This window comes from Enterococcus sp. 12F9_DIV0723 (genome assembly GCF_002174375.1).
GTDB classification, from domain to species: domain Bacteria; phylum Bacillota; class Bacilli; order Lactobacillales; family Enterococcaceae; genus Enterococcus_A; species Enterococcus_A gilvus.
The window spans coordinates 2,015,995-2,036,670 of the sequence record NZ_NIBK01000001.1; the positions used below are offsets into that span (position 1 = coordinate 2,015,995).

At 41.8% G+C, this 20,676-nt stretch carries 24 protein-coding genes and 1 other annotated feature; of the genes, 4 read left to right on the forward strand and 20 right to left on the reverse strand.

The genetic code is table 11. The annotated features are described in order from the left end of the window. Positions 1-23 precede the first annotated feature (23 nt). Positions 24-863: an SAM hydrolase/SAM-dependent halogenase family protein gene (locus tag A5868_RS09505; protein ID WP_086303651.1), complete on the reverse strand. Its 840-nt coding sequence runs from the start codon at positions 861-863 to the stop codon at positions 24-26. Between the two features lie 98 nt (positions 864-961). Then, positions 962-1,207 (reverse strand) — a binding site (T-box leader). 126 nt (positions 1,208-1,333) lie between these two features. On the opposite strand from A5868_RS09505, the gene A5868_RS09510 reads away from it, so the two are divergent. Further along, positions 1,334-1,732 (forward strand): hypothetical protein, encoded by a 399-nt coding sequence (locus tag A5868_RS09510; RefSeq protein WP_086303650.1) that lies wholly within the window; start codon positions 1,334-1,336, stop codon positions 1,730-1,732. A 28-nt stretch (positions 1,733-1,760) separates the two neighbouring features. Then, positions 1,761-2,243: a hypothetical protein gene (locus A5868_RS09515; protein ID WP_086303649.1), complete on the forward strand. Its 483-nt coding sequence runs from the start codon at positions 1,761-1,763 to the stop codon at positions 2,241-2,243. 134 nt (positions 2,244-2,377) lie between these two features. Here A5868_RS09515 and araD read toward each other — a convergent pair whose 3' ends face one another. The 7 genes from araD to ulaG are packed head-to-tail and all read right to left on the reverse strand — an operon-like array spanning position 2,378 to position 7,975. Beyond that, on the reverse strand, positions 2,378-3,091 hold the full coding sequence (gene araD / locus A5868_RS09520; RefSeq protein ID WP_086304419.1) for an L-ribulose-5-phosphate 4-epimerase AraD: 714 nt from the start codon (positions 3,089-3,091) through the stop codon (positions 2,378-2,380). Further along, positions 3,081-3,941, reverse strand: coding sequence for an L-ribulose-5-phosphate 3-epimerase (locus A5868_RS09525; RefSeq protein WP_086303648.1), 861 nt, complete (start codon positions 3,939-3,941; stop codon positions 3,081-3,083). The genes araD and A5868_RS09525 overlap by 11 nt, the downstream gene beginning before the upstream one ends. 1 nt (position 3,942) lies before the next feature. Beyond that, positions 3,943-4,584: a 3-keto-L-gulonate-6-phosphate decarboxylase UlaD gene (locus A5868_RS09530; RefSeq protein WP_086303647.1), complete on the reverse strand. Its 642-nt coding sequence runs from the start codon at positions 4,582-4,584 to the stop codon at positions 3,943-3,945. 14 nt (positions 4,585-4,598) lie between these two features. Then, positions 4,599-4,898, reverse strand: coding sequence for a PTS sugar transporter subunit IIB (locus tag A5868_RS09535; RefSeq protein ID WP_010780516.1), 300 nt, complete (start codon positions 4,896-4,898; stop codon positions 4,599-4,601). Between the two features lie 30 nt (positions 4,899-4,928). Beyond that, positions 4,929-6,419: a PTS ascorbate transporter subunit IIC gene (locus tag A5868_RS09540; protein ID WP_010780515.1), complete on the reverse strand. Its 1,491-nt coding sequence runs from the start codon at positions 6,417-6,419 to the stop codon at positions 4,929-4,931. Positions 6,420-6,431: 12 nt separating this feature from the next. Next, positions 6,432-6,890 carry a PTS sugar transporter subunit IIA gene (locus A5868_RS09545; protein WP_010780514.1) on the reverse strand — a complete coding sequence of 153 codons (459 nt, stop codon included), beginning with the start codon at positions 6,888-6,890 and terminating at the stop codon, positions 6,432-6,434. Positions 6,891-6,907: 17 nt separating this feature from the next. Continuing rightward, the gene (ulaG, locus tag A5868_RS09550) at positions 6,908-7,975 is read right to left on the reverse strand and encodes an L-ascorbate 6-phosphate lactonase (RefSeq protein WP_086303646.1); all 1,068 of its coding nucleotides are present in this window, start codon (positions 7,973-7,975) and stop codon (positions 6,908-6,910) included. Positions 7,976-8,197: 222 nt separating this feature from the next. Here ulaG and A5868_RS09555 point away from each other — a divergent pair, with 222 nt between their 5' ends. After that, on the forward strand, positions 8,198-8,962 hold the full coding sequence (locus A5868_RS09555; RefSeq protein WP_010780512.1) for a DeoR/GlpR family DNA-binding transcription regulator: 765 nt from the start codon (positions 8,198-8,200) through the stop codon (positions 8,960-8,962). A gap of 57 nt (positions 8,963-9,019) precedes the next feature. Here the strand turns inward: A5868_RS09555 and A5868_RS09560 are convergent, their stop codons facing one another. The 10 genes from A5868_RS09560 to A5868_RS09605 all read right to left on the reverse strand — a co-directional run bounded on the left by A5868_RS09560 (position 9,020) and on the right by A5868_RS09605 (position 17,975). Continuing rightward, positions 9,020-10,267 carry an MFS transporter gene (locus tag A5868_RS09560; RefSeq protein ID WP_010780511.1) on the reverse strand — a complete coding sequence of 416 codons (1,248 nt, stop codon included), beginning with the start codon at positions 10,265-10,267 and terminating at the stop codon, positions 9,020-9,022. Position 10,268: 1 nt separating this feature from the next. Next, the gene (locus A5868_RS09565) at positions 10,269-11,462 is read right to left on the reverse strand and encodes an amidohydrolase (protein ID WP_086304417.1); all 1,194 of its coding nucleotides are present in this window, start codon (positions 11,460-11,462) and stop codon (positions 10,269-10,271) included. A 266-nt stretch (positions 11,463-11,728) separates the two neighbouring features. Then, a complete protein-coding gene (locus A5868_RS09570) occupies positions 11,729-12,367 on the reverse strand; it encodes a bifunctional 2-keto-4-hydroxyglutarate aldolase/2-keto-3-deoxy-6-phosphogluconate aldolase (RefSeq protein ID WP_086303645.1) in 639 nt (212 codons plus the stop codon). 9 nt (positions 12,368-12,376) lie between these two features. Then, a complete protein-coding gene (gene hxlB, locus A5868_RS09575; protein WP_010780508.1) occupies positions 12,377-12,919 on the reverse strand; it encodes a 6-phospho-3-hexuloisomerase in 543 nt (180 codons plus the stop codon). Continuing rightward, positions 12,916-13,542, reverse strand: a complete 627-nt coding sequence (locus A5868_RS09580; protein ID WP_086303644.1) for an orotidine 5'-phosphate decarboxylase / HUMPS family protein — start codon at positions 13,540-13,542, stop codon at positions 12,916-12,918. Before A5868_RS09580 ends, hxlB begins: the two co-directional genes overlap by 4 nt. Further along, positions 13,539-14,501 carry a sugar kinase gene (locus A5868_RS09585; RefSeq protein WP_010780506.1) on the reverse strand — a complete coding sequence of 321 codons (963 nt, stop codon included), beginning with the start codon at positions 14,499-14,501 and terminating at the stop codon, positions 13,539-13,541. The genes A5868_RS09580 and A5868_RS09585 overlap by 4 nt, the downstream gene beginning before the upstream one ends. Before the next feature lie 36 nt (positions 14,502-14,537). Then, the gene (locus A5868_RS09590; protein ID WP_086303643.1) at positions 14,538-15,809 is read right to left on the reverse strand and encodes a gluconate:proton symporter; all 1,272 of its coding nucleotides are present in this window, start codon (positions 15,807-15,809) and stop codon (positions 14,538-14,540) included. A gap of 13 nt (positions 15,810-15,822) precedes the next feature. Continuing rightward, the gene (locus A5868_RS09595) at positions 15,823-16,068 is read right to left on the reverse strand and encodes a hypothetical protein (protein WP_010780504.1); all 246 of its coding nucleotides are present in this window, start codon (positions 16,066-16,068) and stop codon (positions 15,823-15,825) included. Then, positions 16,068-16,805: a sugar phosphate isomerase/epimerase family protein gene (locus A5868_RS09600; RefSeq protein WP_086303642.1), complete on the reverse strand. Its 738-nt coding sequence runs from the start codon at positions 16,803-16,805 to the stop codon at positions 16,068-16,070. The genes A5868_RS09595 and A5868_RS09600 overlap by 1 nt, the downstream gene beginning before the upstream one ends. Positions 16,806-16,985: 180 nt before the next feature. Beyond that, on the reverse strand, positions 16,986-17,975 hold the full coding sequence (locus A5868_RS09605; RefSeq protein ID WP_086303641.1) for a LacI family DNA-binding transcriptional regulator: 990 nt from the start codon (positions 17,973-17,975) through the stop codon (positions 16,986-16,988). A 255-nt stretch (positions 17,976-18,230) separates the two neighbouring features. On the opposite strand from A5868_RS09605, the gene A5868_RS09610 reads away from it, so the two are divergent. After that, positions 18,231-19,019: a Cof-type HAD-IIB family hydrolase gene (locus A5868_RS09610; RefSeq protein ID WP_086303640.1), complete on the forward strand. Its 789-nt coding sequence runs from the start codon at positions 18,231-18,233 to the stop codon at positions 19,017-19,019. Positions 19,020-19,055: 36 nt separating this feature from the next. Here A5868_RS09610 and A5868_RS09615 read toward each other — a convergent pair whose 3' ends face one another. Next, the gene (locus A5868_RS09615; protein WP_086303639.1) at positions 19,056-20,402 is read right to left on the reverse strand and encodes a citrate/2-methylcitrate synthase; all 1,347 of its coding nucleotides are present in this window, start codon (positions 20,400-20,402) and stop codon (positions 19,056-19,058) included. Beyond that, positions 20,399-20,575, reverse strand: a complete 177-nt coding sequence (locus A5868_RS19015; RefSeq protein ID WP_176374156.1) for a hypothetical protein — start codon at positions 20,573-20,575, stop codon at positions 20,399-20,401. Before A5868_RS19015 ends, A5868_RS09615 begins: the two co-directional genes overlap by 4 nt. Positions 20,576-20,676 lie beyond the last annotated feature (101 nt).

Here is a 20,676-nt window from a genome sequence, read left to right on the forward strand (position 1 = left end):
AAAACATACTGCATTTATGATTGCTAAATCTTCGTGAACTCGATCGTCCAATCATTTCCCGTTCCGATCTTGTACACTGTAGAAAATGAATCCAAATTGATCCCTAACCCTACATTTAATAATGAATTGATATACAATACCGCTTCTTTTGGCGCCACTTGTGCGAAGGACCGTCCGAAGACGACGTCATCTTGATAACGTACCACACCTTGATAGTATATTTTTACTAGCAGGCTTTGTCCATATTCAACATGCCATTTTTTGAAAAAGTCCACGGGAATGTTCGTCCATAGCGAACCAAAACGAATATCTGTGATATCGATCGTCCCAGCGATCTTATTTTCATTCTGCATCGGTGCGATCAATGGGAACGTTAAGAGCTCATTCGTTGGAATAACCGAACCCAATTCTGTGAAGCGTACTTTTCCGCTGGCAAGTCGTGCGCCATTGTAAACATAGACATCACGCCCATGGAACGTGTGGCTTTCTGATGACCCCGGCAAACGCTGCGTTTCCTCATCAATTTGACGGACTTCTTTGATTCCCACATATTGTGCCAGATAGGTCAATGTGCCATTGTCAGGGGTAATCACATATTGTCCACCCTGCAATTCTGCAACCACACTGCGTCGCGTTGAGCCCACACCAGGATCAACCACTGACACAAAAACCGTTCCCGCCGGCCAGTAGGTCACTGCCTGTAACAACCGATAGCTTGCATCGTGGATATTGTAGGGCTCGATCTCATGGGTTAAATTGTTGATCGTCAATGAGGCCTCCACTTGATACGCCACCCCGTACATTGCGTTCACCGCACCATCCTGCAAACCAAAATCCGTTTGAACTACTAAAAAACCTGCCATAACTTTTCCACCTTCCAACTTGATTTTTTAAACATTGTTCCTCGAATCCACGCAATCGCTTGAGTGCAGACACAAAAAAATACCCTCAGCAAAAAATTGCTAAGGGCATTTAACATGCGTTACCACCTTTATACGTAAAATCCTCGCAGACTTTACCTCAATCAGTACCCAAAATGGATATTTTGGAGACTGTGCCTTGCTAACGGGGGCATCCGTATTCCCTTAAACGTTCGGGAAATCCGCTCAAAAGCCATTTTCAACTAATCAATCTGCATTCCCTTTCACCAGACGGGAACTCTCTTTGGCAAATGTAATTACTCTACTTTCTTTCTCACTGCGTTTCATCGATTGTTATAAAAATAGCAAAGAAGCGGCTGCTTGTCAATGGTGATTCCTGAGATGCGATTGGTTATCCTTTTTCTATTTCTCCGTCTTCTGGTACACTATTTTTCAAGAAATGAGGAATGACAATGAACGATGCTCACTTATCTTTTCACCATATTGGAAAACCTGTCCCTCTAGAACAACTTAAGAACCACCCGGATGTAAAATACAGTCCGCTCTTTGATATGTACTCATTGGATAAAAAGAATGACCTCTCTTTGCCGATTGAGCTACATGCTTTCGGACCAAACTCTACTCTTGATCCCTTGATCCAAAAGGAACCCCATGTCGCATTCAAAGTCAGCGATATTGATAAAGCATTGGTCGGACAAACAATCTTAATGCCTTTGTACCAGCCCTTCGCTGATTATCGATGCGCCATGATTTTAGTGAGCCAGCAACCCATCGAGCTGATTGAAACGACTCTTTCGGAAGCCGAGATCTGGGGTGACGGTATTTATAAGGACAGCATTCTTTATGAATAATAGTTGCCCCTGCTAGGAGGTGCTTCAAATGGACAATTTAATGCTATTCTTTTCTTTTTTTGGCAACTGGCTGCTTTTTACGTTTCCACTTTTTCAGGGATGTCTTGAAATGAAGGAACAAGCCAATACTATCGACATTCTTACGGAACAAAATTCAGAATATAAAAAAGTCTCACCCTGGTATTGGCTGCTGCCGCTTTGGAAACTATCCTTAGAAAAAAAACGTGCACTGACCATCATGCGTCATGCCGCACTCAGTCAACAGCAAATGAGGCAAATGCTGCTCTTTTTCGATCGAGCAACCGCCTGGTTTTTTGTCTCCTTGGCAGGATTATTGGGAGGAATCGCAGCGACTCATGCGCTGATAGAACAATTTTTCCCACATCTCTCTGTATGGGGACTGGTCATCGCGGTTGTGTTTGTCTTAGCGATCAGTGTTTTTAATGTCTTTTATCGCTTGAGCGAAAAGAGAGAGCAACGCCTGTTCAAAAAACTTTTCAAAAACAGATGACGTTTCATTTGGAAAGTATTTAGCAAGAAAACAATGCAAAAAGAAAGTCAAATCAAGAAATACTTTTCAAATGGAAAGTATTTCACCTTTTGACTTTCTTTTTCATTATCCTAATTTGTGCATTTTTTCAAGGATCACCCTTGTCCATAATAGGCGTGGGCACCGTGTTTACGGTAATAATGTTTGTCTAATAAATATTGAGGAATCTCACAAATATCGGGATTGATCTTCTCATTTTCTTTTGCCATCAAGCAAATCTCATCTAAGATCAAGCTATTTTCGACTGCTTTCATTGGCGAGTCACCCCACGTAAATGGTCCATGCCCATACACCAAGACACCCGGCACTTCGCTTGCCTTCAGCTTTCTCTCGTTAAAGGTTTCAACGATCACATGTCCCGTATTGATTTCATAAGCCTCTTTGACTTCAGTCTCCGTTAACTGGCGTGTACAGGGGATGGTTCCATAAAAAGCATCTGCATGTGTCGTGCCATATGCAGGCAAGTCACGTCCCGCTTGCGCCCACATCACCGAATGGGTCGAATGTGTGTGAACGATCGCCTTCACTTCCTCGAAAGCCTGATACAAGACGACGTGGGTCGGCAAGTCGGATGACGGATTTAAGCTCTGGGCATCAAGCACCTTTCCTGTTAAATCTGTCACGACCATTTGATCTGCCTGCATGTTTTCGTACTTTACACCGCTGGGCTTGATAACAATAACGCCCAACTCACGATTGATTTCACTGACATTGCCCCACGTCAGCTTCACTAGCCCGTATTGAGGCAGTTCCACATTCGCTTCAAAAACGCGTTGCTTCATTGCGTTGATTATTTCTTCACGCGACATCATACCCTGCCTCCTTTAGTTTTGAATATAGATAGGTTTTTGCCTGTTGGATCTCAGCTCGAAAATCTTGGCTTTTTTCACTCCACATTTCGATCAAAAAGGTCCCGTCATAATCCAATCGTTTTAGATTTTTTAACAATCCGAGAAAATCAACACAGCCTTTGCCAAAGGGAACATCCCGAAATTGCCCAGTGGATTCCTCCGTTACAGGGTACGTATCCTTTAAATGGATCGACGTGATGCAGTCGATCCCCTTTTCCAACTCGTACGCTGGATCATTTTCCGGCCAAGCCGACAGGTTCCCCAGATCGGGATAGACTTGCAGATAAGGCGAGTGGATCTGCTTTTTGATTTCTAGAAATTTTGAAATAGAATTCATAAAAGGATCATCCATGATCTCGATGGAGAGAATAATGCCGTATTTAGAAGCTTCCTTCACACTTTCCTTCATTCCTTCAATGAAATCTTCCCTCGAATTCATTGACTTTTCTTCATAATAGACATCATAACCAGCAACTTGGATCACTTTGATACTCAACTGATGCGCCAGGTGAATCGCTTTTTGCATGATCTCGTGAGCCATTCGCTGTTTTTCCAAATCATGGGAACCAAAGGGAAAGCGGCGATGGGCGCTTAAACAAATAGAGTTGATTCGAACATCCGCTTCGAACATCTCATTTCTCAGCGTTTGGATTTCCTTTTCAGTCCAATTTAAACGCGCTAGCCGTTCGTCAGTCTCATCGATCGACAGCTCAATAAAATCAAATCCCATGTCCTTCACCAAGGCAAACCGTTCTTTCCATGAAAGATCCTTAGGCAAAGCTTTCTCATAAATACCGATTTGAGCCATATTATTGCCCCCAAATACGAATGATCTCATCTTTGAAGTCTTGAGCGGCCTGCACTGGATCATTCGCTGCGGTAATGCCACGCCCTGTAATAAAGGTATAAACATCGATCCCCTCAAACAGCTTCAAGGTATCCACATCCAATCCGCCAGTAACGGAAACGTTAAATCCCATGTCGATCAGTTTTTTCACTTTGGATAAATCCTTCTCTCCCCATGTTTCACCAAAGAGCAAGGCATCCCGACTTTGATGGTAGATCGCTTGTTTGATGCCGATCTCACGCCACGCCGCTGCTTGTTCATAGGTCCAATCACCATACAATTCAACTTGCAATTCTTCTACTTCTTTTTTTGCGGCTTCCATTGTCGGGATCGTCGCGCAGCAAATCACTGTCATGAAATCTGCACCTGCATCCGCGACATTTTTCGCCACGGTTCCGCCAGCATCCGCACATTTCGTATCCGCGACTAATTTCTTTTCAGGGTACATCCCGCGAATGCAGCGAATGGCTTTTTGCCCTTCCTGTAAACACAAAATCGTTCCCACTTCAATAATATCAACGATCGCGCCAACATTAAAAACGTCTGCCAACGCATGTTCCAAATCGTTATGATCCAATGCAATCTGTAAGTTCGGTCTGCTCATCTTGAATTCCTCTTTTACTTAGTTTTTTGATACAATGCTGATTCCGAAAATTTTTCACCAATTTCCTTCGCTGACATGACATTTTTGATGCCGATAACCGTCACGCCCTTTTTCTCCGCTTGAGTGAACATATTAAGAAAGTTTACAGGTGTAAAAACCACATCGTATTGCGTTGCAGAGCTTTTTCCTTCTGAGATCGCACAATGGTGGATTTTTGTAATAGGGACACTTAATTCCTTCATCGCCTTTTCCACACTTCTCATCATCATCAAGCTTGTTCCAGAGCCATTCGCGCAAGATACTAATATTCTCATTATAATTTCCTCCTTATTTGTCTTAACTGATTACTGTTGTTCTTGATATTTTTCTGCATACTGTTCGTAATCCTCTACAATCATGAAGTAGCCATCCGGATTCTTGCGGTATTGCAATTGCGGAATGATCAGGAGCCCAATTACTACCACTGCGATTCCGACATATCCGAGAACCTTCATGATCACGGCGAACACCGGCCAAGCAGTTGCCCAGTCGAACATTCCAATGTAGCCGCCGTATTTTGACATACCGATCCATGTGGCAAATAATGCCGAACCACCCACTTGGATGATCCCTGATAAGAAGGGAAATAGACAAGCCGCTTTAAATCCGCCGCGGTTATTCGCAAAGACGGCAATGACCGCATTGTCAAAGAACAATGGAATAAATCCGGCAATGACGATCGTTGGTGATTTTAATAAGATCAATAACCCGATCATTAAGAATTGTCCTAAAGCACCAAACAGGAAGCCGATCGTTACAGCGTTTGGCGAACCAAACCCAAAGGTCGCTGCCACGTCGATCCCTGGCACCGCACCAGGTAAGATCGTGTTGGATATCCCTTGGAAAGACTGTGTCAATTCGTCCACGAAGGTCCGCACGCCTAATTGTAAAATCGCTAGATACACGGCGAAATTCAGCGAGGTCGTCATAATGTAAAATAAGAAACTTTGTCCTTCCTCCATAAACTTCGCCTGTACAAGGTAATCCTGCCCTAATACTAATAGAATGATTCCAAAGAAGAACAGCATCAGTAACGAAGTCGCCACCATGTTCTCATTGAATATCGATAAGAACCCTGGCAGTTCGATATCCTCAAGTTTTTTGTCCATTTTTTCAGACTTGTGTTTCTTTTCATCGCGTTTCTTCATCCACTCCGCTAATTTTGCGAAGATGAAAATTCCAAACATTTGCTGATGGGCCACGGCAAAACCAGCGCCCTCGGTCAGCTCCTGCGTAATTCCTACAGTTAAATTGGAAGCGACTGCCCAATAACAGCCTAGGATCAATCCCATGAAAATCAATACCTGCACTCTGCCTAAATCAGGAAAGCAAAACAGGAGAATCCAAAAGGCTGTCGCCGACTGTTGAATCTGCACATTTCCTGTCGTAAAAACAGAACGCAGCTTCGTGTATTTTTGGAAACGAACCAGCAAAATATTCATGACAAAGGCGATCAAGAGCAGAATCATGACATCGCCAAAGGTTCGACCAAAGGTTTCCATCAATCCGGCATCCACCGCATTTTGTCCGAAATAAGGATCGGTTACCATCGCATTCAAGTTAAACCGTTCTTTTAATCCAACTAAGATTGGTCGGAAGTTGTTGACTAAGCCGCCTGAACCAACCGTCAAAATAAAGTACCCAACGGTCGCCTTCAGAAAACCCGCGACACATTCATATAATGGTCGTTTTAACAAAATGTACCCCAGCAACACAATAAATCCAATCAGGTACGCCGGCTGTGTCAAAATGTTTGTCGCAAAATATGTCCAAATACTTAACAAAAAGTCACCCATTCCTTTTTCCTCCTATACGTTAAACTCTTTCATCACAGCTTTGTACTCCTCGATTGATTGTGTTTCTGCTAACCGTTCGATCAGCCCTTCCGTCATCAATAATTCAGACAAATTTTGAATGTTTTCCATATGCTCTTCTGGATTTTTGGCTGCTAAAGTGAAAAATAAGACCGCAGATTTTTCTTCGTCGGCACTTTCAAAGGACACCGAATGCTTCATTTTCGTAAATGAGATCGCTGTTCCGAAGACGCCTTCGCTTTCTTCTGAGGAATGCGGCATAGCGACCTCTGGCACAATAACAATGTACGGCCCATGTTCTTCGACACATCGAATGATTTCGTCTACGTACGTTTGATCGATGATTTTTTTATCCAATAATAATTGGCAGCTTTCCGCAATCGCTTCTCGCCAATCCGTGATCTCTTTGTCGGAATAGTTGATCAATCCGTTGTCATAAAAATAGTTAAGCATGAGAGTCTCCTTTCTTTTTATAATAATGATGGGAATGGGGTGTCATTTTCTACGGAAAAGGCATCTTCAAAGCCGCGATAGAAATTAAATTCAAGATCATCTTTATTTGTCGGATACGTAAACTTTCCCCCTACTTGCCAAATGTACGGTTTAAACGCGTACTTCAATCGATCCTTTTTAAATTTCCAAATTTCTGTGATTTCCTTTGGATCGGCCATGAAGTTCGCCCAGATGTCATAGTGAACAGGAATAACTACCTTCGCATTTAAAGATTCCGCCATCCGCAGCATATCGACCGACGTTACCTTATCTGTGATACCTCTTGGATTTTCCCCGTAGGCTCCCAAACAAACATCAATTTTATACTCGTTCCCATGCTTCGCGAACATATTTGAATAGTGAGAATCTCCTGCATGATAAAGACTGCCTCCAGAGGTTTCAAACAAGTAGTTCACCGCAATTTCATCCATGTCTTGAGGCATCTTTCCTTTTAAAGTGACCTCTGGATCTTCACAAGTAACCAAAGCGGTCCGGTCAAAAGCTTCTAAGGCAACCACGTTGATATCTTTGATCTTGATTTCATCCCCTGGCTTAACGATCACCGTTTTCTCTTTTGGAATTCCCCATTTTAGCCACGTATTGACAACTTCCTTAGGCCCTACAAATTTAGCCTCTGGACAATTTTGATGCACCGCAGCAGCGGTATTGATGTCAAGGTGATCCGAGTGAATATGGGTCACTACCAGTGCGTCCACATTTTTCACTTCAAATGGATCAATCACAAAGGGCTGTGTCCGTAAATTTGGTTGCATCTTCTGAACACCGCTCATGCGCATCATCTGATGCCCCTTTTTCATCATGCCGTTTCCGTGACTTCTTTTTCCAGTACCACACCACAGATCACATAGAATATTGGTTCCTTCATGACTCTTTAGCCAGATGCCTGTACAGCCTAACCACCACATTGCGAAGGTGCCTTCCTTCACTTTTTCTGCTTCAATCTCTTCATTTAAATAGGTACCCCACTCAGGAAAAGTATCTAATACCCAGCTTTCTTTCGTTACGTCATTGACTGTTTTGCCCATTATAATTGCTCCTCACATAAATTTGATATGACTTACAATTAAATCTTAAAGCGTATTCGACGTTATGAAAACCCTTTTATATGACTTTCTACAGTTTATATGATTTTCTATCCATTTTTAATGATTTTCTTAGTATAATGTAAGCGGTTAAAGAATTTTAAATGAACTTTTCGCTAAACACAATCATTTATTCAACGGAACATTCCTTTAGGAGGTCAAATAATGAAGAACTCGCTCATCAATATCAATAAACGTCAAAAGAATATTTTGGAACTACTGCAATTGACCGAACAAATGACGACTGATGAATTGGCAAAAGCCTTAGACGTATCCATCAGTACAGTTCGAAGAGATTTAAATTTATTGGAAGAAAAAAATGAGATTATTCGAAACTATGGTTACTGTTCTTACAATTATGAGAACAAAACGGACTTTGATCAGTCTGGCCCAGAGCGTATCAAGCAGGCGATCGCCAGAGAAGCTAGTAAATACGTGAGTGATTACGACACTCTGTTTATCAACTCAAGCTCGACTGCACTAAAAACACTCGATTTTATCCATTCGAATCATTTAACCGTCGTGACAAATAATGTAAAAGTTAATTACTCTCCCCATAAAGACAACTGCAACTACATATTGACAGGTGGGGAAATGCGTTTTCCAAAAGAAGCACTCGTTGGAGATATTGCTCTGCACACCATTTCTTCGATGAATGCGGATGTCTGTGTGATCGGCTGCAGCGGCGTCAGTTTAGAAAATGGCGTAACTACAAAGATCCTAAACGAATCTACCATCAATGAAATGATGATCAATAAAACCATCAAATGTAAAATTTTAGTTGCGGATCATCGAAAAATTGGATTGACCTCAAAATTTAAAATCGCTGATATCTCAGTTTTTGATTACTTGATTACGGACAAATTTTCTTCGCAAAATATAGTAAATGAAATTAGGAATGCGGGCGTAAAGGTCATTCAAATTGATTAACAAAAAACCCTCGAACACGTAAGGACTGTGTTCGAGGGTTGCTTCATTCTATAAGAATTATTTTGTTTCTAAAACGCCGCTCTTTCCTCTCGCCATTTTCATAGAGAAAATCCACGTCACCATAGTGATGACTGTCAACGCAATCAAGAGCTGCCATCCTAGTTGATAAGAACCAGTCTGATCATAAATAGTGGCGATCATCAATGAGCCGAGTGTCAATCCGACTTGGGTAATACTGCTAATGATCCCATAGACTTCTGCGTAGTGCTCTCTTCCATAAATACGCGCAGTGATCAATGGAGGCGAGACTGTCCCGATCGGAGTCCCCAATCCAAAACAGAAAGCCATTAAATAAATCATCACCAGTTGATGACCATTTAACAATAAAATAAATGCCAGCGTCATGAACCCACAACCGAAAATGGTACTTTTCACCGTACCAAAGCGATCATCGATCCAGCCTAAAATCAATTTACCAAAAATCCCTACCAACGAATACAAGGAAATGATGGAAGATTTCACCACGACTCCGTGCATTTCTTCTAAAGCAGGAGGAAATTGTCCTAATGAACCGGAATTCAACAGCCCGTTACAAAAAATTCCAATAACCAACATCAAAAAGATCGGTTGTTTGATTAACTGTTGGATGTTCAATGACGTCTTTTGTTCCGTTTTTTCTGTCGGACTAGCTAGGTTGCTTGCACCATAAGCCTTTAAGCCCATCTCGGCAGGACTCTTCTTCAAAACAAATAATGAAATTGGAAGCGTGATGATCAGCAAAAGGAACGCGATCATCCGGTAAGATGCCCGCCAGCCGAAGTTTGCTAATAAATAGCTTAGTACCGGGCTGAAAATAAATCCGCCCAGACCAATCCCCGCCATAGCGATACTCATCGCTAAGCCGCGCTTTTCTTCAAACCAGTTGGTGATGATCATACTGACTGGGATCAAAGTACTGCTCGTATACGCAATTCCTAATACAATCGCCAGCAAGTACAATTGCCATGCCGCAGTAGCAAAAGAAAAACTGAAATACGCCGCAATGAAAAACAGCAAGGCGATCGTTTGTATTTTCTTCAAATTTCCCGTCGCTAATTTTTTCGCTACAAAAGGTGAAAAAATGATCCCCATTGATTGCGTGATCGTGTTGACCAGGGTAAATGCACTACGGGAAATCCCTAAATCGTCGGTCACTGATAATAAGTAGACATTGGCTAAAGACATAACCATCGGAACAATCGTCGCGGTAATACAAACACACCCAAAAACGACCTTCCATCCATAAAACAGCTTCTTTTCTTTCATATTAGCTCTCCTGACCAAAATAATCTGACACGATCGTTCCCATCGACTTCGCAGCAATCAGCATAGAGTCTTCATCAATATCAAATTTCGGATGGTGATGGGGATAAGAAACTTGTCCCTCTCCAGTCGCACCAATATAAAAGAAGCAGCTTGGCCGTTCTTGGCAATAATAGGCAAAATCCTCTGATGGAGCGATCGGGCCGCTGTCAACAACTGCTTTTAATTCAGAAAATGAGTGCTCTTGTAAACTATTCGCAACAAATTCAGTCAGTTTTTGATCATTCGTTAAAACAGGATAATCATCTGCATAATCCAAATCAAAAGTCGCGCCATAAGCTTCGCAAACCCCTTTGACGACACTCTCGAAGGCCTCTTTGATAATAGGACGACTGGCTTCGTTCATCATGCGAATGTCCCCTTCCAAATAAACGGCATCCTTTAAGACATTGGCAGATCCCTTTCCATCAAAAGATCCCACTGTCAATGTCGTCATATCGAATGGGTTCACGCGACGACTTACGATGCTTTGCAAGTTTACGACAATTTGGCTGCCGACTAAAACCGCATCAATCCCGGCGTTAGGCATAGAGCCGTGACTTCCTTTTCCTTGCACTTTCAATTTGAAGGTCGCACGCCCCGTTTGAGTAGGACCGGCATGATAATAGACCGTGCCAAGATCAAAGCCTGACATCACATGACACCCAATCACATGATCTACCCCTTCAAGGCAGCCATCTTTGATCATTTGAATCGCTCCCCCTGGTGGTGTTTCTTCCGCAGGTTGATGCAGAATCGTTACTTTTCCTGTCAATTGATCCTTCAGTTCAATCAAGCTTTCTGCCAAAATCAGCATATAAGCAGTGTGAGCATCGTGACCACAAGCGTGCATGACTCCAGGATTTTCAGATGAAAACGGGAGCCCCGTTTCCTCTTGGATCGGCAATGCGTCAAAATCCGCGCGCAAAGCAAGATTTTTCCCTGGTTTGCCGCTGTCGATCTCCACGACCACCCCGTAACCGCCAACATTCTTTTTCACTGTACATTCCAAGTCTTGATAAAAATCCGTGATGTATGCAGCCGTCTTCTGTTCCTTAAAAGATAACTCCGGGTGCGCATGTAAATAACGTCGGATCTCAATCATGCGCTCCTTTTTTGATTCAATTGCCCTTAACAAATTTTCTGCAAAATTCTTCATATTTTCCTCCCCTAAAGAATAAAATGATTTGTTGAATAAATAATAGCACATTTCACCTCATCGCTACAGGGTTTCTAAAAAATAAAAAAACAGAATTATTAATTTTTATTTACAAAATAAATAGATAGGAATTTTTTAGAAATTTCTTCATTGCTAGATAAAAATACAGCGAATTTTTATTAAATAGTCAAGACACCTATTCATATAACAAAAAAATAGTTTTCCTGGTCTCTAGAAGGACTAAGAAAACTATTTTCAAGCGAGGATTATTGTTCGTCCCATCTTTTCATATATTCTTCCGCAGTTTTTGTCACCAAGTTAAAATCATTGGCTGCTACACCTTTAAATAAATTGCCGCCCACACCCACAACGAGTGCTCCTGCTTGCTTCCACTCTGACAAATTATCCAAATTGATTCCGCCAGTCGGCATAATGGTTACTTGTGGTAACGGGCCCTTCGCTGATTGAATCATTTGTGGCGTGAAGCTAGTTGCTGGGAACAATTTGACGATCTCAGCTCCGCTTCTCATTGCCTGTCGCATCTCCGTAATTGTCATGCAGCCTGGCATGTAAGGGATTTGGTACAAATTACACAATTCCGCTGTCTCTTGATCGAAACAGGGGCTGACAATAAACTCCGCTCCAGCCAAGATCGCTAAGCGCGCAGTGACTGCCTCAAGAACCGTTCCAGCACCGATAATAACGGCAGTTTCCGATTCATGATTCTTTTTCAGCTCTGCAATCACTTGATCCGCATGAGGGACAGAAAATGTGGCCTCGATTCCTTTGATCCCGCCTTTAATGACAGCTTCCGCCGCTTGAAGAGCCTGTTCCTTCGATGCTTCTCTAACCACTGCAACGATTCCTGCTTTTTCTATCCGGTTTAATACATCCACCTTTTTCATTTGATCGACCTACTCGACATTGACATGTTCATGAAGGGCATCTTCATTTGATGTTTGGTCCCGCTGCGCGAGTTTTAAGGTCAAGGCATCCAACGTAATGTGCACGGTCTGATCAAATAGGCTCGACAATAATTGGACGGAGCTGATTCCAGCACCCGTTTTTGTAGCACCCGGAACCACGATCACTTGATCTGCAAGCTTGGCTAATGGCGAATTCTTATCGCTAGTCAATGCAACAATATCCAGACCTAATTTCTTCGCTATTTCTGTATCTGCGACAATTCCCTTTGTCGTACCCGAGCCGGAGATCGCAACCCACGTGTCCCCTTTTTGAATAGAAGGAGTGATGGTTTCCCCCATTACGTAATCCGTATAGCCAATATGCATCAAGCGCATCGCAAATCCCTTCGCTTGAAATCCGCTGCGACCAGCACCTATGACGAAGATTCGTTTGTCTTTCTGAAACAGCGGTAATGCTTCCTCCAATTCCGTTTCATCTACTAACGCCATTACTTGGTTGATTTCTTCCATAATCGTTTTGATTGTTTTCATTTGTGAACAGCTCCCATAAATTCATTTACTGCTTTGAGCGGATCTTCCGCTTTTGTTATTTTTGATCCTACGATAATGACTTCTATAATCCCTTGCTCAGCCAAAGTTTCAGCCTGTTTCAAGTCAATTCCGCCAGCGATCGCCAATCGCTTGATACTCGGATACTTTTGGCGAAAGGCTCCTACGCTTGCCGCCGCATCAAACTGATCTTTTCGGTCAACCGAATGATGCAATGCATAGATCGCTTCTGGAAAGTCTTTGATCTGTTCAATTTTCTCATCGGTCACTTCAAGTAAATCGATCATCATTGTTTTGTTTTCTTTTTGAGTTACGTCATAACAGGCCTTTAAGGTATCTACAGATGCTGCCCCCATCACAGTGACGATCTCTCCACCATAACGAAAAGCCTGACGAAACTCATAAGCACCTTCATCAATAGTTTTGCTATCTACCAGTAGAAGCGATTCTGTTAAGACCGCACTCAATTTCTCAATCGCCAAATTCCCATAATCTTTGACGAGTGATGTTCCCATCTCTAAAATATCTGTCTTTCCATTTAATTGTTTCGCTAATGCAATTGCGTCATCTAGCGGAACACGGTCGATTGCTGCTTGTAATTTCATGCGTTCACTTCCTGTTGTTGTAAAAAAGCTTCCAGCTCTTGCTGTGTTGGGTAGCCATCGTTATCGCCGGGTGATTGGACTGCCATCGCTCCGATCGCGTTTGCTCGCACTACTGCTTCCTTCAACGTTTTTTCTTCTATTAAAGCAGTAATCAATCCGACAGCGAACCCATCTCCTGCACCGACTGTGTCTACTACCTTAGCAACCTTAAAACCTGGAACTGTGAATTGTGTGCCGTCTTTTTGCTTAACATAGGCGCCTTCCGTTCCTAATTTAACAATCACAGTTTGTGTCGCTTCGCCATTGTTTAAATAAAAATCTGCAATGGCTTCTGGATCACGACTGCCCATCAGAATTTCACCTTCATTGATGCCAGGCAAAACAATTTCCGCATGAGCAGCCAGTTCATTGATTGTTTCTACCATTTCCTCTGTACTTACCCACAGTTGAGGGCGTAAGTTCGGATCAAAAGTTGTACGGATGTGATTTTTTTCCAATAAACGGATCAAATAACGGAAAGCTTCACGCGCTTCCTTCGAGATCGCCGGGAAAATCCCCGACAAGTGGGCCATCTTAACATCCGAAAAATCAATCGTATCTAATACGGATTGGTCGAAATGTGCCGCTGCTGAACCCTTGCGGAAATAGAAAATACTTGGATCGCCTTCGCTGACACGATCCTTCAATTGGAAAGCTGTCCAAAAATCAGCACTTTCTGAGATATAATCAGTACCGATCTCATTTTCGTGCAAACGGTCAATGATAAATTCACCAAAGGGATCTTTTCCCACTTGTGTAATGTATTCACTGCTATGTCCTAAACGAGAAACCCCAACAGCCACATTAACCTCCGCTCCAGCTAAAAATTTTTGAAAATGACACGCATCCTTCAAAGACTTGTCTACTTCCTCTGATCCAAACAAAGCAATCGGTTCACCAATCGTTAAAAATTCACTCATGTTCACTACTCCTTTTTCAATTTAATGTATTTTTCGTTAAAGTAAGATATACGCAGCAATCAAATTCAATACCGTTGCGGCCCACGCCCATGGCAAGCCAGTGAGTAAAAATGTTTTTGTATCCAATCCCGCGTATTGTACAGACCATAAATTCCAAGATTGCGTGATACACGCAGACACACCCATCATGGATGGAACAACTAATAACCCATACAAGAAATATTGGTCAAACATCCCTGTTCCAACTAAGATCGCTGCGGTGGCAGCCCCTGCTCCATAAAGCATCAACGGACCACGGAAGTAAGATAGCGGGGCGATGATGGCGATAATAATGATCATCACAAGTTTGCTATCAGGTATGATTGCTTGGAAAACACTGGTAAATCCAGACATCGCATGTACCGCTGCAGATTGGAACATCGTTAAGACGAACAACATAATCAATAATCCTGCAATATCACTAATCGCATGTTTAGCGGTTTCATTCATCATCGTGACAAATTTGCTGTAGCGTTTCATATTTCCAGTCGCCGCAAATGCGATAATCGTTGAAAGAAGAAGGGCCGGTACGGCATCCCATTTGGCAAAGATACTTAGTGCTACAGGCATTACTGGCAAAATGTAGGTCCACATTGGAACATCTACAATTTCTTCTTCCGTATCACTTTCTACGATCTCAGGTTTCCCGTTACGAATTTTCTTCGCATTAAATAAAATGAACAAGATCAAGATGATCATCTGGACACCCATTGCAACGAAGCCGAAGCGCTGATAATGAGGTCCCCATTCTACTTTAGGAAAGAACACCTGAAATTGGACAAACAGTACATTGTTTACGTACATTGCAGCACCAATGGCAAGCGTAAAAATCGAAACGGCAATATTCTTTGGTACGCCGATCGAGAACATGATCGGAAATAAGATGACCCCCACAGCGATGGCTGACCCAACACCGTAAGAACTCGTAAAAATTAAAGCGATTACAAGAGCGATCAGAATTGTTGCCAATACGGGACTCTTTTTCCCAACCTTTTCTGTTCTCCGACTGATACTTCCTGCAATTCCAGTATCTACTAAGACTCGGCCAAACCAAGAACCAAAGATAATATAGGCTGCTGTCTTCCCATAATTCAGAACCGGTTCAGTAAATATTTCCTTTACAGCGGTGTTAAAGGGTACCATTCCGATGATCGTCCACAAAATTGCCATTACGAAGAAGCCAACGGTTAAGTTTCCACCTTTCATCGCGTATAAAACAAAAATGATAAAGGTTACTGCTAGTAAAATCCCAGTTATCGCACTCCCCATGCTTGTTCACCTCCTAGTATTTATTCAACTCGCTTAAAATACGTTGATATTTTGACACTGGTTTTGCATGGTCCTCCACAAAGAAATCATTTTCCATGTGGTTAAATTTTTGAATGAGGTAATATCCAGTTAAATACGCTGCTAATGCTTCCTTCGCAGCAGTTTCCATATTTTCCTTATCGATCTCAGGTCGATGAATCGTTTCCATAAAATGATACGCAAATGTTTCAGGATCGATTTTTGTTTGTTGATCTGTCATTAAAATTCACCCTCCAATAATTCTTTTGCTTCTACTATTTCCGCATTTTCGGTCGTTGGATATTCAATGGCAACTGGAACATTCTGCGGCAGTTGTTTTAGCACATTTCGCCAGTCAATTTCACCATGATCTAGACCAGCAGCTTGCGGCTGATGCCCCTTGTATCGAACATCCTTTACATGAATATAATGAACATAGTTTCTCAATGTTTCGGCAGCTCGTACTTCATTCTCACCGACAAAGCGCCAGTTCCCTAAGTCGTACACATAACCGATCGCTATTCCAGCATTTGTCACAGCCTTCATGTAAGCATCGATTGCCTTTATCGTGCCGGAGGTCTGCGTTTGATCATTTTCGATAGATATTTCTATTCCCTCGTCAACAAGCGCTTTCAATTCTTGTTCATGAAGCTCTCCATCAAAGTCTCCGATGTTCCATTTAATATGCTTCACTCCCATTTGTTTTGCTTCTTTTAAATAAGCCATTAATTTAGGATTCAGGGCTCCATTTACATAAATGTCATCAGGGACACTGTAAAACAACGTCAGCCCTAATCGCTGTGCTTCAGATTGAATAACATGAATCTCATTTTCAAGATCCTTAAAATACTCACGTCGAACTTCTACTTGTTGAAATCCTAAATCTGCTGATTCCTGCAACAAGTCGCTTTGAAGAACTCCGCTTTCTACTTTATCGGAAAAAACTAAAAAATTAAGCACTAATTTATTATCACTCATAATACCCTTCCCTTCAGTTAGTTAACCGGTTTCTATAAAAAATAGTAAACCGGTTTCCATGAATTGTCAACGGTTTCATAATTAAAAAACATTGCCGAGCTATAAAAAAATAAGCGCCACACGGAAACCGGTTTCCATGTGGCGCTTATTTTTGTTTTGTTTATTTCATTTAATAACGTTCTAAACAGATTTTCTCCAACGTATAGTTGACGGAACGATGACCTCTTCCGTTTCCATTGAAGGTTGTGCAAGTTTTTCAAGCAGGTGTTCCGCTGCCGCTTCTCCGATTTTTCTGGATGGCTGCTCAACACTCGTGATCCCCGGCCCAACAAGTTCAGTCAAATTCCAGTCATCGAATCCTGTCACGCCTACTTGTTCAGGAATGTTTATTCCTTGATGGATCAACCAAGATAGGACATCCATTAGTGTACGTCCGTTTGATGCAAAGAGCAGTGTTCGTGTCTGATCATTGCTCAGAATCTCTGCTAAGTCGCGGCTTAATTGATCTTCATGCTGGATTTCTAGCAATCGGCACTCTTTTCCAGCAGCTTTTACGACCTTGTTTACTGTCTCGTAACGCAATTCCCGCGTGCTGACATCTTTGATCGGCTCACTCACAACGACCACTTTTTCGTAGCCCTGCGCCAATGCTCTTTCTAAAATCTCTTTGGTCGCAGCGCTATTGTTCGTTAAAACGGATGACCATTGTTCCGGCTCTGTTTGCCGATCGACTAATAAAAGAGGAATGTTCCGCTCTGAGATATACGCATAGTTGGCTGACTGGCGAGAGGACGGCTGCAAAATAATCCCTTCAACACTCTGATCCACTAGTTTTTCTAAAAGATGCTTTTCCTGTTCCACTGAATTTGCGGCATCCATAATGATCATTTGGTAGCCACTTCGTTCCAATACTTCACCGATGCCTTTTAGGAGCAATGACGAATACATATTAGAAATATCGGCTACGACTACACCAATTAAATAGCTGTGCTTTGATTTCAACGCCTGTGCTTGTCGACTGGGCCGATAATTCAGCCGTTGAATGACCTCAGCGATTTTTTCTTTTGTCTCTTTTGACATATTTCCAAAGTTATTATTTAAATATCGAGAGATTGTTGTTTTTGAGACACCAGCTTCTTCGGCAACCTCTTTAATCGTGATTTTTTTCATCCGTGCTTCTCCAACTGTCTTTTTACTCATTTTAGCGAATTTCGTACCGAATGGAAAGGAACTACTCTAAAAACACCGCCGCTGGCAGTTATTCTTTCATATAATAGAAAATAAAAGCGCATTCTTGATCGTTCGTTTTGGTCTTGAGAGTTTATCTTACAATGAAACCAAATGCACTTTCCTTCAAAATTGTAATGATGTTTTCAACGTTTTCTTTTATACTTAGTGTAATCGAATTCATTTAGGAGTGTTGAAATGGAAACTTATCGTGTTGCTTTTTTTGATATTGATGGTACTTTAGCAGATAATCATCTGCCCCATCACTTGCCTTTCGCTGAGCGCGTCCCCGATTCAGCAAAACTTGCTTTGAAAAAATTAAAAGAAAAGAATATTGAACCGGTCATCGCTTCCGGCCGTCATTATCAGACGATCACTCAATTAGCCGAAACACTTGGTGTAGACAGCATTATTTCCTCGAACGGCAATTGCGTCCATTATCGTGGCCAAATGATCCATGAAAATAGTATCCCGCCAACGTTACTGACCCAGCTCGTCGACCATCTTCGAGAGCAAGACATCGAATTTTTAATTGAGACTTCTGGTGGCATCTATTGCTATGAAAGTAATAAATATCATGGAGACCATCCCGCAGAAAAAACTTTTCTAAAGGAAAATGATCCTTTACCTGAGAACGTTCTTCAATTGATTGTTCCTTGGACAGAAGAAATAGACTTTAAACTAGATCCACATTCCCCGTTAATTGCTGAAAAGGTAGCGCCTGTCGCAGCCAATATTCATCTAAAAACCGGCACAAAGGCAGAAGGTATCCATAAAATATGCGCGTCCATGCGGATCACAGCTGAACAAGCTTTAGCATTTGGAGACGAAGAAAATGACTTCACTATGTTTGAAGCAGTCGGGTTTCCTGTTGCTATGGGAAACGCAGCGCCAGCACTAAAGGAAAAAGCTGCCCATATCACCTCTTCCGTATCAGACAATGGCATCTGGAATGCCTGTGTTGAGTTAGGATTGATCACCGAATAAAAAAATTCCGCCAAAATAACTCTTGGCGGAATTTTTTTAACGTTCGTTGATTGTCTGATAGTTTTGATCTGTAGAGACTTCCATATATGCCGGACGTATAATTTTCTGAACGTTGACCAATTCTTCAATGCGGTGCGCCGACCACCCTACGATTCGAGCAATCGCAAACATAGGGGTATACAATTCTGGCGGCAAATCTAACATATGATAAACAAACCCGCTGAAGAAATCGATATTGGCACTAACGCCTTTATAAACTTTACGCTTTTCAGAAATGATCTCAGGAGCTAACCGCTCTACTTTGCGGTACAAATTAAACTCAGCTGAAGCTTCTGATCCTTTCTCAGCTGCTAATTTTTCCACATAGCGTTTGAATATTTCTGCCCGCGGATCGGATTCCGCGTAAATAGCATGGCCCATTCCGTAAATCAATCCTTGTTTGTCAAAGGCTTCTTTATTTAAGATTCTTTCTAAGTAGTCGCGTATCTCGTTCTCGTCTTCACAATCATTGATAGTCGCTTTTAAATCTTCCATCATACGGGTCACTTTGATGTTTGCGCCACCGTGCTTTGGTCCTTTTAAAGACCCTAATGCCGCTGCGATGGTTGAATAGGTATCTGTACCACTAGAAGTAACTACACGAGTCGTAAACGTCGAATTATTTCCCCCGCCATGTTCCATATGTAAAACCAATGCCATATCCAGCGTTTGTGCTTCTTGAAATGTGTATTTTTTATCAGGACGCAGCATAGTTAGAATGGCTTCTGCTGTACTCAAGCTCTCATCTGGACGATGAATGTACATGCTCTCCCCTTTAGTGTAATGATTATAAGCATGATAGGAATAGACCGCGATCATCGGAAATGTAGCGATCAACGACAATGATTGATCTAATACGTTCTCAATGCTGACGTCATCCGTTTTCTGATCATAACATCCTAATGTCAGAACGCTTCGAGACATCATATTCATAATATTATGCGAAGGTGCTTTCATGATAACATCACGTACAAAGTTGGTTGGGAGTGTTCGTCTTTTACCTACTAAAGTATTGAATTCCACTAACTCCTCTTGGGTCGGAAGCGAGCCAAATAATAACAAATAACTGATTTCTTCGAACCCTAAACGCCCTTCGGATACAAACCCGTTCACCAGCTCATTGATATCAATACCGCGATAGCGCAATTCTCCATATTTAGAGATGACTTTGTCTCCATCCATAATTTGCGGATGAATCGTGGAGATATTGGTCAAACCAGCTAAAACGCCTTTACCATCAAGATCCCGCAGTCCTTTTTTTACATTATGTTTCCTATATAAAGAAGCGTCTAAATAGTCCTCTTTTCGGCATATCTCAGCCATTTGGTTCAAATCTAACATCATTGTGTCCTCCTAACCATCATTTGTTTAACAATCGAGTCAAGAAACATTATAACACCATTGGCGTAAAATGAAATACTTTTAATAATTTCATTTACCTGTCTCTTATACACATCTAGATGTGTATAAGAGACAGATTCATAGCTTTCTCCAACAATAATCGCTTCTTTATTCATTCAACCACCTCATTCATGTTTTATACTACACTTATATAGTAGCATTAAGTGGAGTAAAAAACCATTTTAAAGGTGTTATTTATTAAATAAGCCTCTTTTTA

Excerpts from the sequence above, each read along its gene's own strand:
- A5868_RS09505 (WP_086303651.1), bottom strand. The coding sequence starts at position 863 with ATGGCAGGTTTTTTAGTAGTTCAAACGGATTTTGGTTTGCAGGATGGT.
- A5868_RS09510 (WP_086303650.1), top strand. The coding sequence starts at position 1,334 with ATGAACGATGCTCACTTATCTTTTCACCATATTGGAAAACCTGTCCCT.
- A5868_RS09515 (WP_086303649.1), top strand. The coding sequence starts at position 1,761 with ATGGACAATTTAATGCTATTCTTTTCTTTTTTTGGCAACTGGCTGCTT.
- araD (WP_086304419.1), bottom strand. The coding sequence starts at position 3,091 with ATGTCGCGTGAAGAAATAATCAACGCAATGAAGCAACGCGTTTTTGAA.
- A5868_RS09525 (WP_086303648.1), bottom strand. The coding sequence starts at position 3,941 with ATGGCTCAAATCGGTATTTATGAGAAAGCTTTGCCTAAGGATCTTTCA.
- A5868_RS09530 (WP_086303647.1), bottom strand. The coding sequence starts at position 4,584 with ATGAGCAGACCGAACTTACAGATTGCATTGGATCATAACGATTTGGAA.
- A5868_RS09535 (WP_010780516.1), bottom strand. The coding sequence starts at position 4,898 with ATGAGAATATTAGTATCTTGCGCGAATGGCTCTGGAACAAGCTTGATG.
- A5868_RS09540 (WP_010780515.1), bottom strand. The coding sequence starts at position 6,419 with ATGGGTGACTTTTTGTTAAGTATTTGGACATATTTTGCGACAAACATT.
- A5868_RS09545 (WP_010780514.1), bottom strand. The coding sequence starts at position 6,890 with ATGCTTAACTATTTTTATGACAACGGATTGATCAACTATTCCGACAAA.
- ulaG (WP_086303646.1), bottom strand. The coding sequence starts at position 7,975 with ATGGGCAAAACAGTCAATGACGTAACGAAAGAAAGCTGGGTATTAGAT.
- A5868_RS09555 (WP_010780512.1), top strand. The coding sequence starts at position 8,198 with ATGAAGAACTCGCTCATCAATATCAATAAACGTCAAAAGAATATTTTG.
- A5868_RS09560 (WP_010780511.1), bottom strand. The coding sequence starts at position 10,267 with ATGAAAGAAAAGAAGCTGTTTTATGGATGGAAGGTCGTTTTTGGGTGT.
- A5868_RS09565 (WP_086304417.1), bottom strand. The coding sequence starts at position 11,462 with ATGAAGAATTTTGCAGAAAATTTGTTAAGGGCAATTGAATCAAAAAAG.
- A5868_RS09570 (WP_086303645.1), bottom strand. The coding sequence starts at position 12,367 with ATGAAAAAGGTGGATGTATTAAACCGGATAGAAAAAGCAGGAATCGTT.
- hxlB (WP_010780508.1), bottom strand. The coding sequence starts at position 12,919 with ATGAAAACAATCAAAACGATTATGGAAGAAATCAACCAAGTAATGGCG.
- A5868_RS09580 (WP_086303644.1), bottom strand. The coding sequence starts at position 13,542 with ATGAAATTACAAGCAGCAATCGACCGTGTTCCGCTAGATGACGCAATT.
- A5868_RS09585 (WP_010780506.1), bottom strand. The coding sequence starts at position 14,501 with ATGAGTGAATTTTTAACGATTGGTGAACCGATTGCTTTGTTTGGATCA.
- A5868_RS09590 (WP_086303643.1), bottom strand. The coding sequence starts at position 15,809 with ATGGGGAGTGCGATAACTGGGATTTTACTAGCAGTAACCTTTATCATT.
- A5868_RS09595 (WP_010780504.1), bottom strand. The coding sequence starts at position 16,068 with ATGACAGATCAACAAACAAAAATCGATCCTGAAACATTTGCGTATCAT.
- A5868_RS09600 (WP_086303642.1), bottom strand. The coding sequence starts at position 16,805 with ATGAGTGATAATAAATTAGTGCTTAATTTTTTAGTTTTTTCCGATAAA.
- A5868_RS09605 (WP_086303641.1), bottom strand. The coding sequence starts at position 17,975 with ATGAAAAAAATCACGATTAAAGAGGTTGCCGAAGAAGCTGGTGTCTCA.
- A5868_RS09610 (WP_086303640.1), top strand. The coding sequence starts at position 18,231 with ATGGAAACTTATCGTGTTGCTTTTTTTGATATTGATGGTACTTTAGCA.
- A5868_RS09615 (WP_086303639.1), bottom strand. The coding sequence starts at position 20,402 with ATGATGTTAGATTTGAACCAAATGGCTGAGATATGCCGAAAAGAGGAC.
- A5868_RS19015 (WP_176374156.1), bottom strand. The coding sequence starts at position 20,575 with ATGAATAAAGAAGCGATTATTGTTGGAGAAAGCTATGAATCTGTCTCT.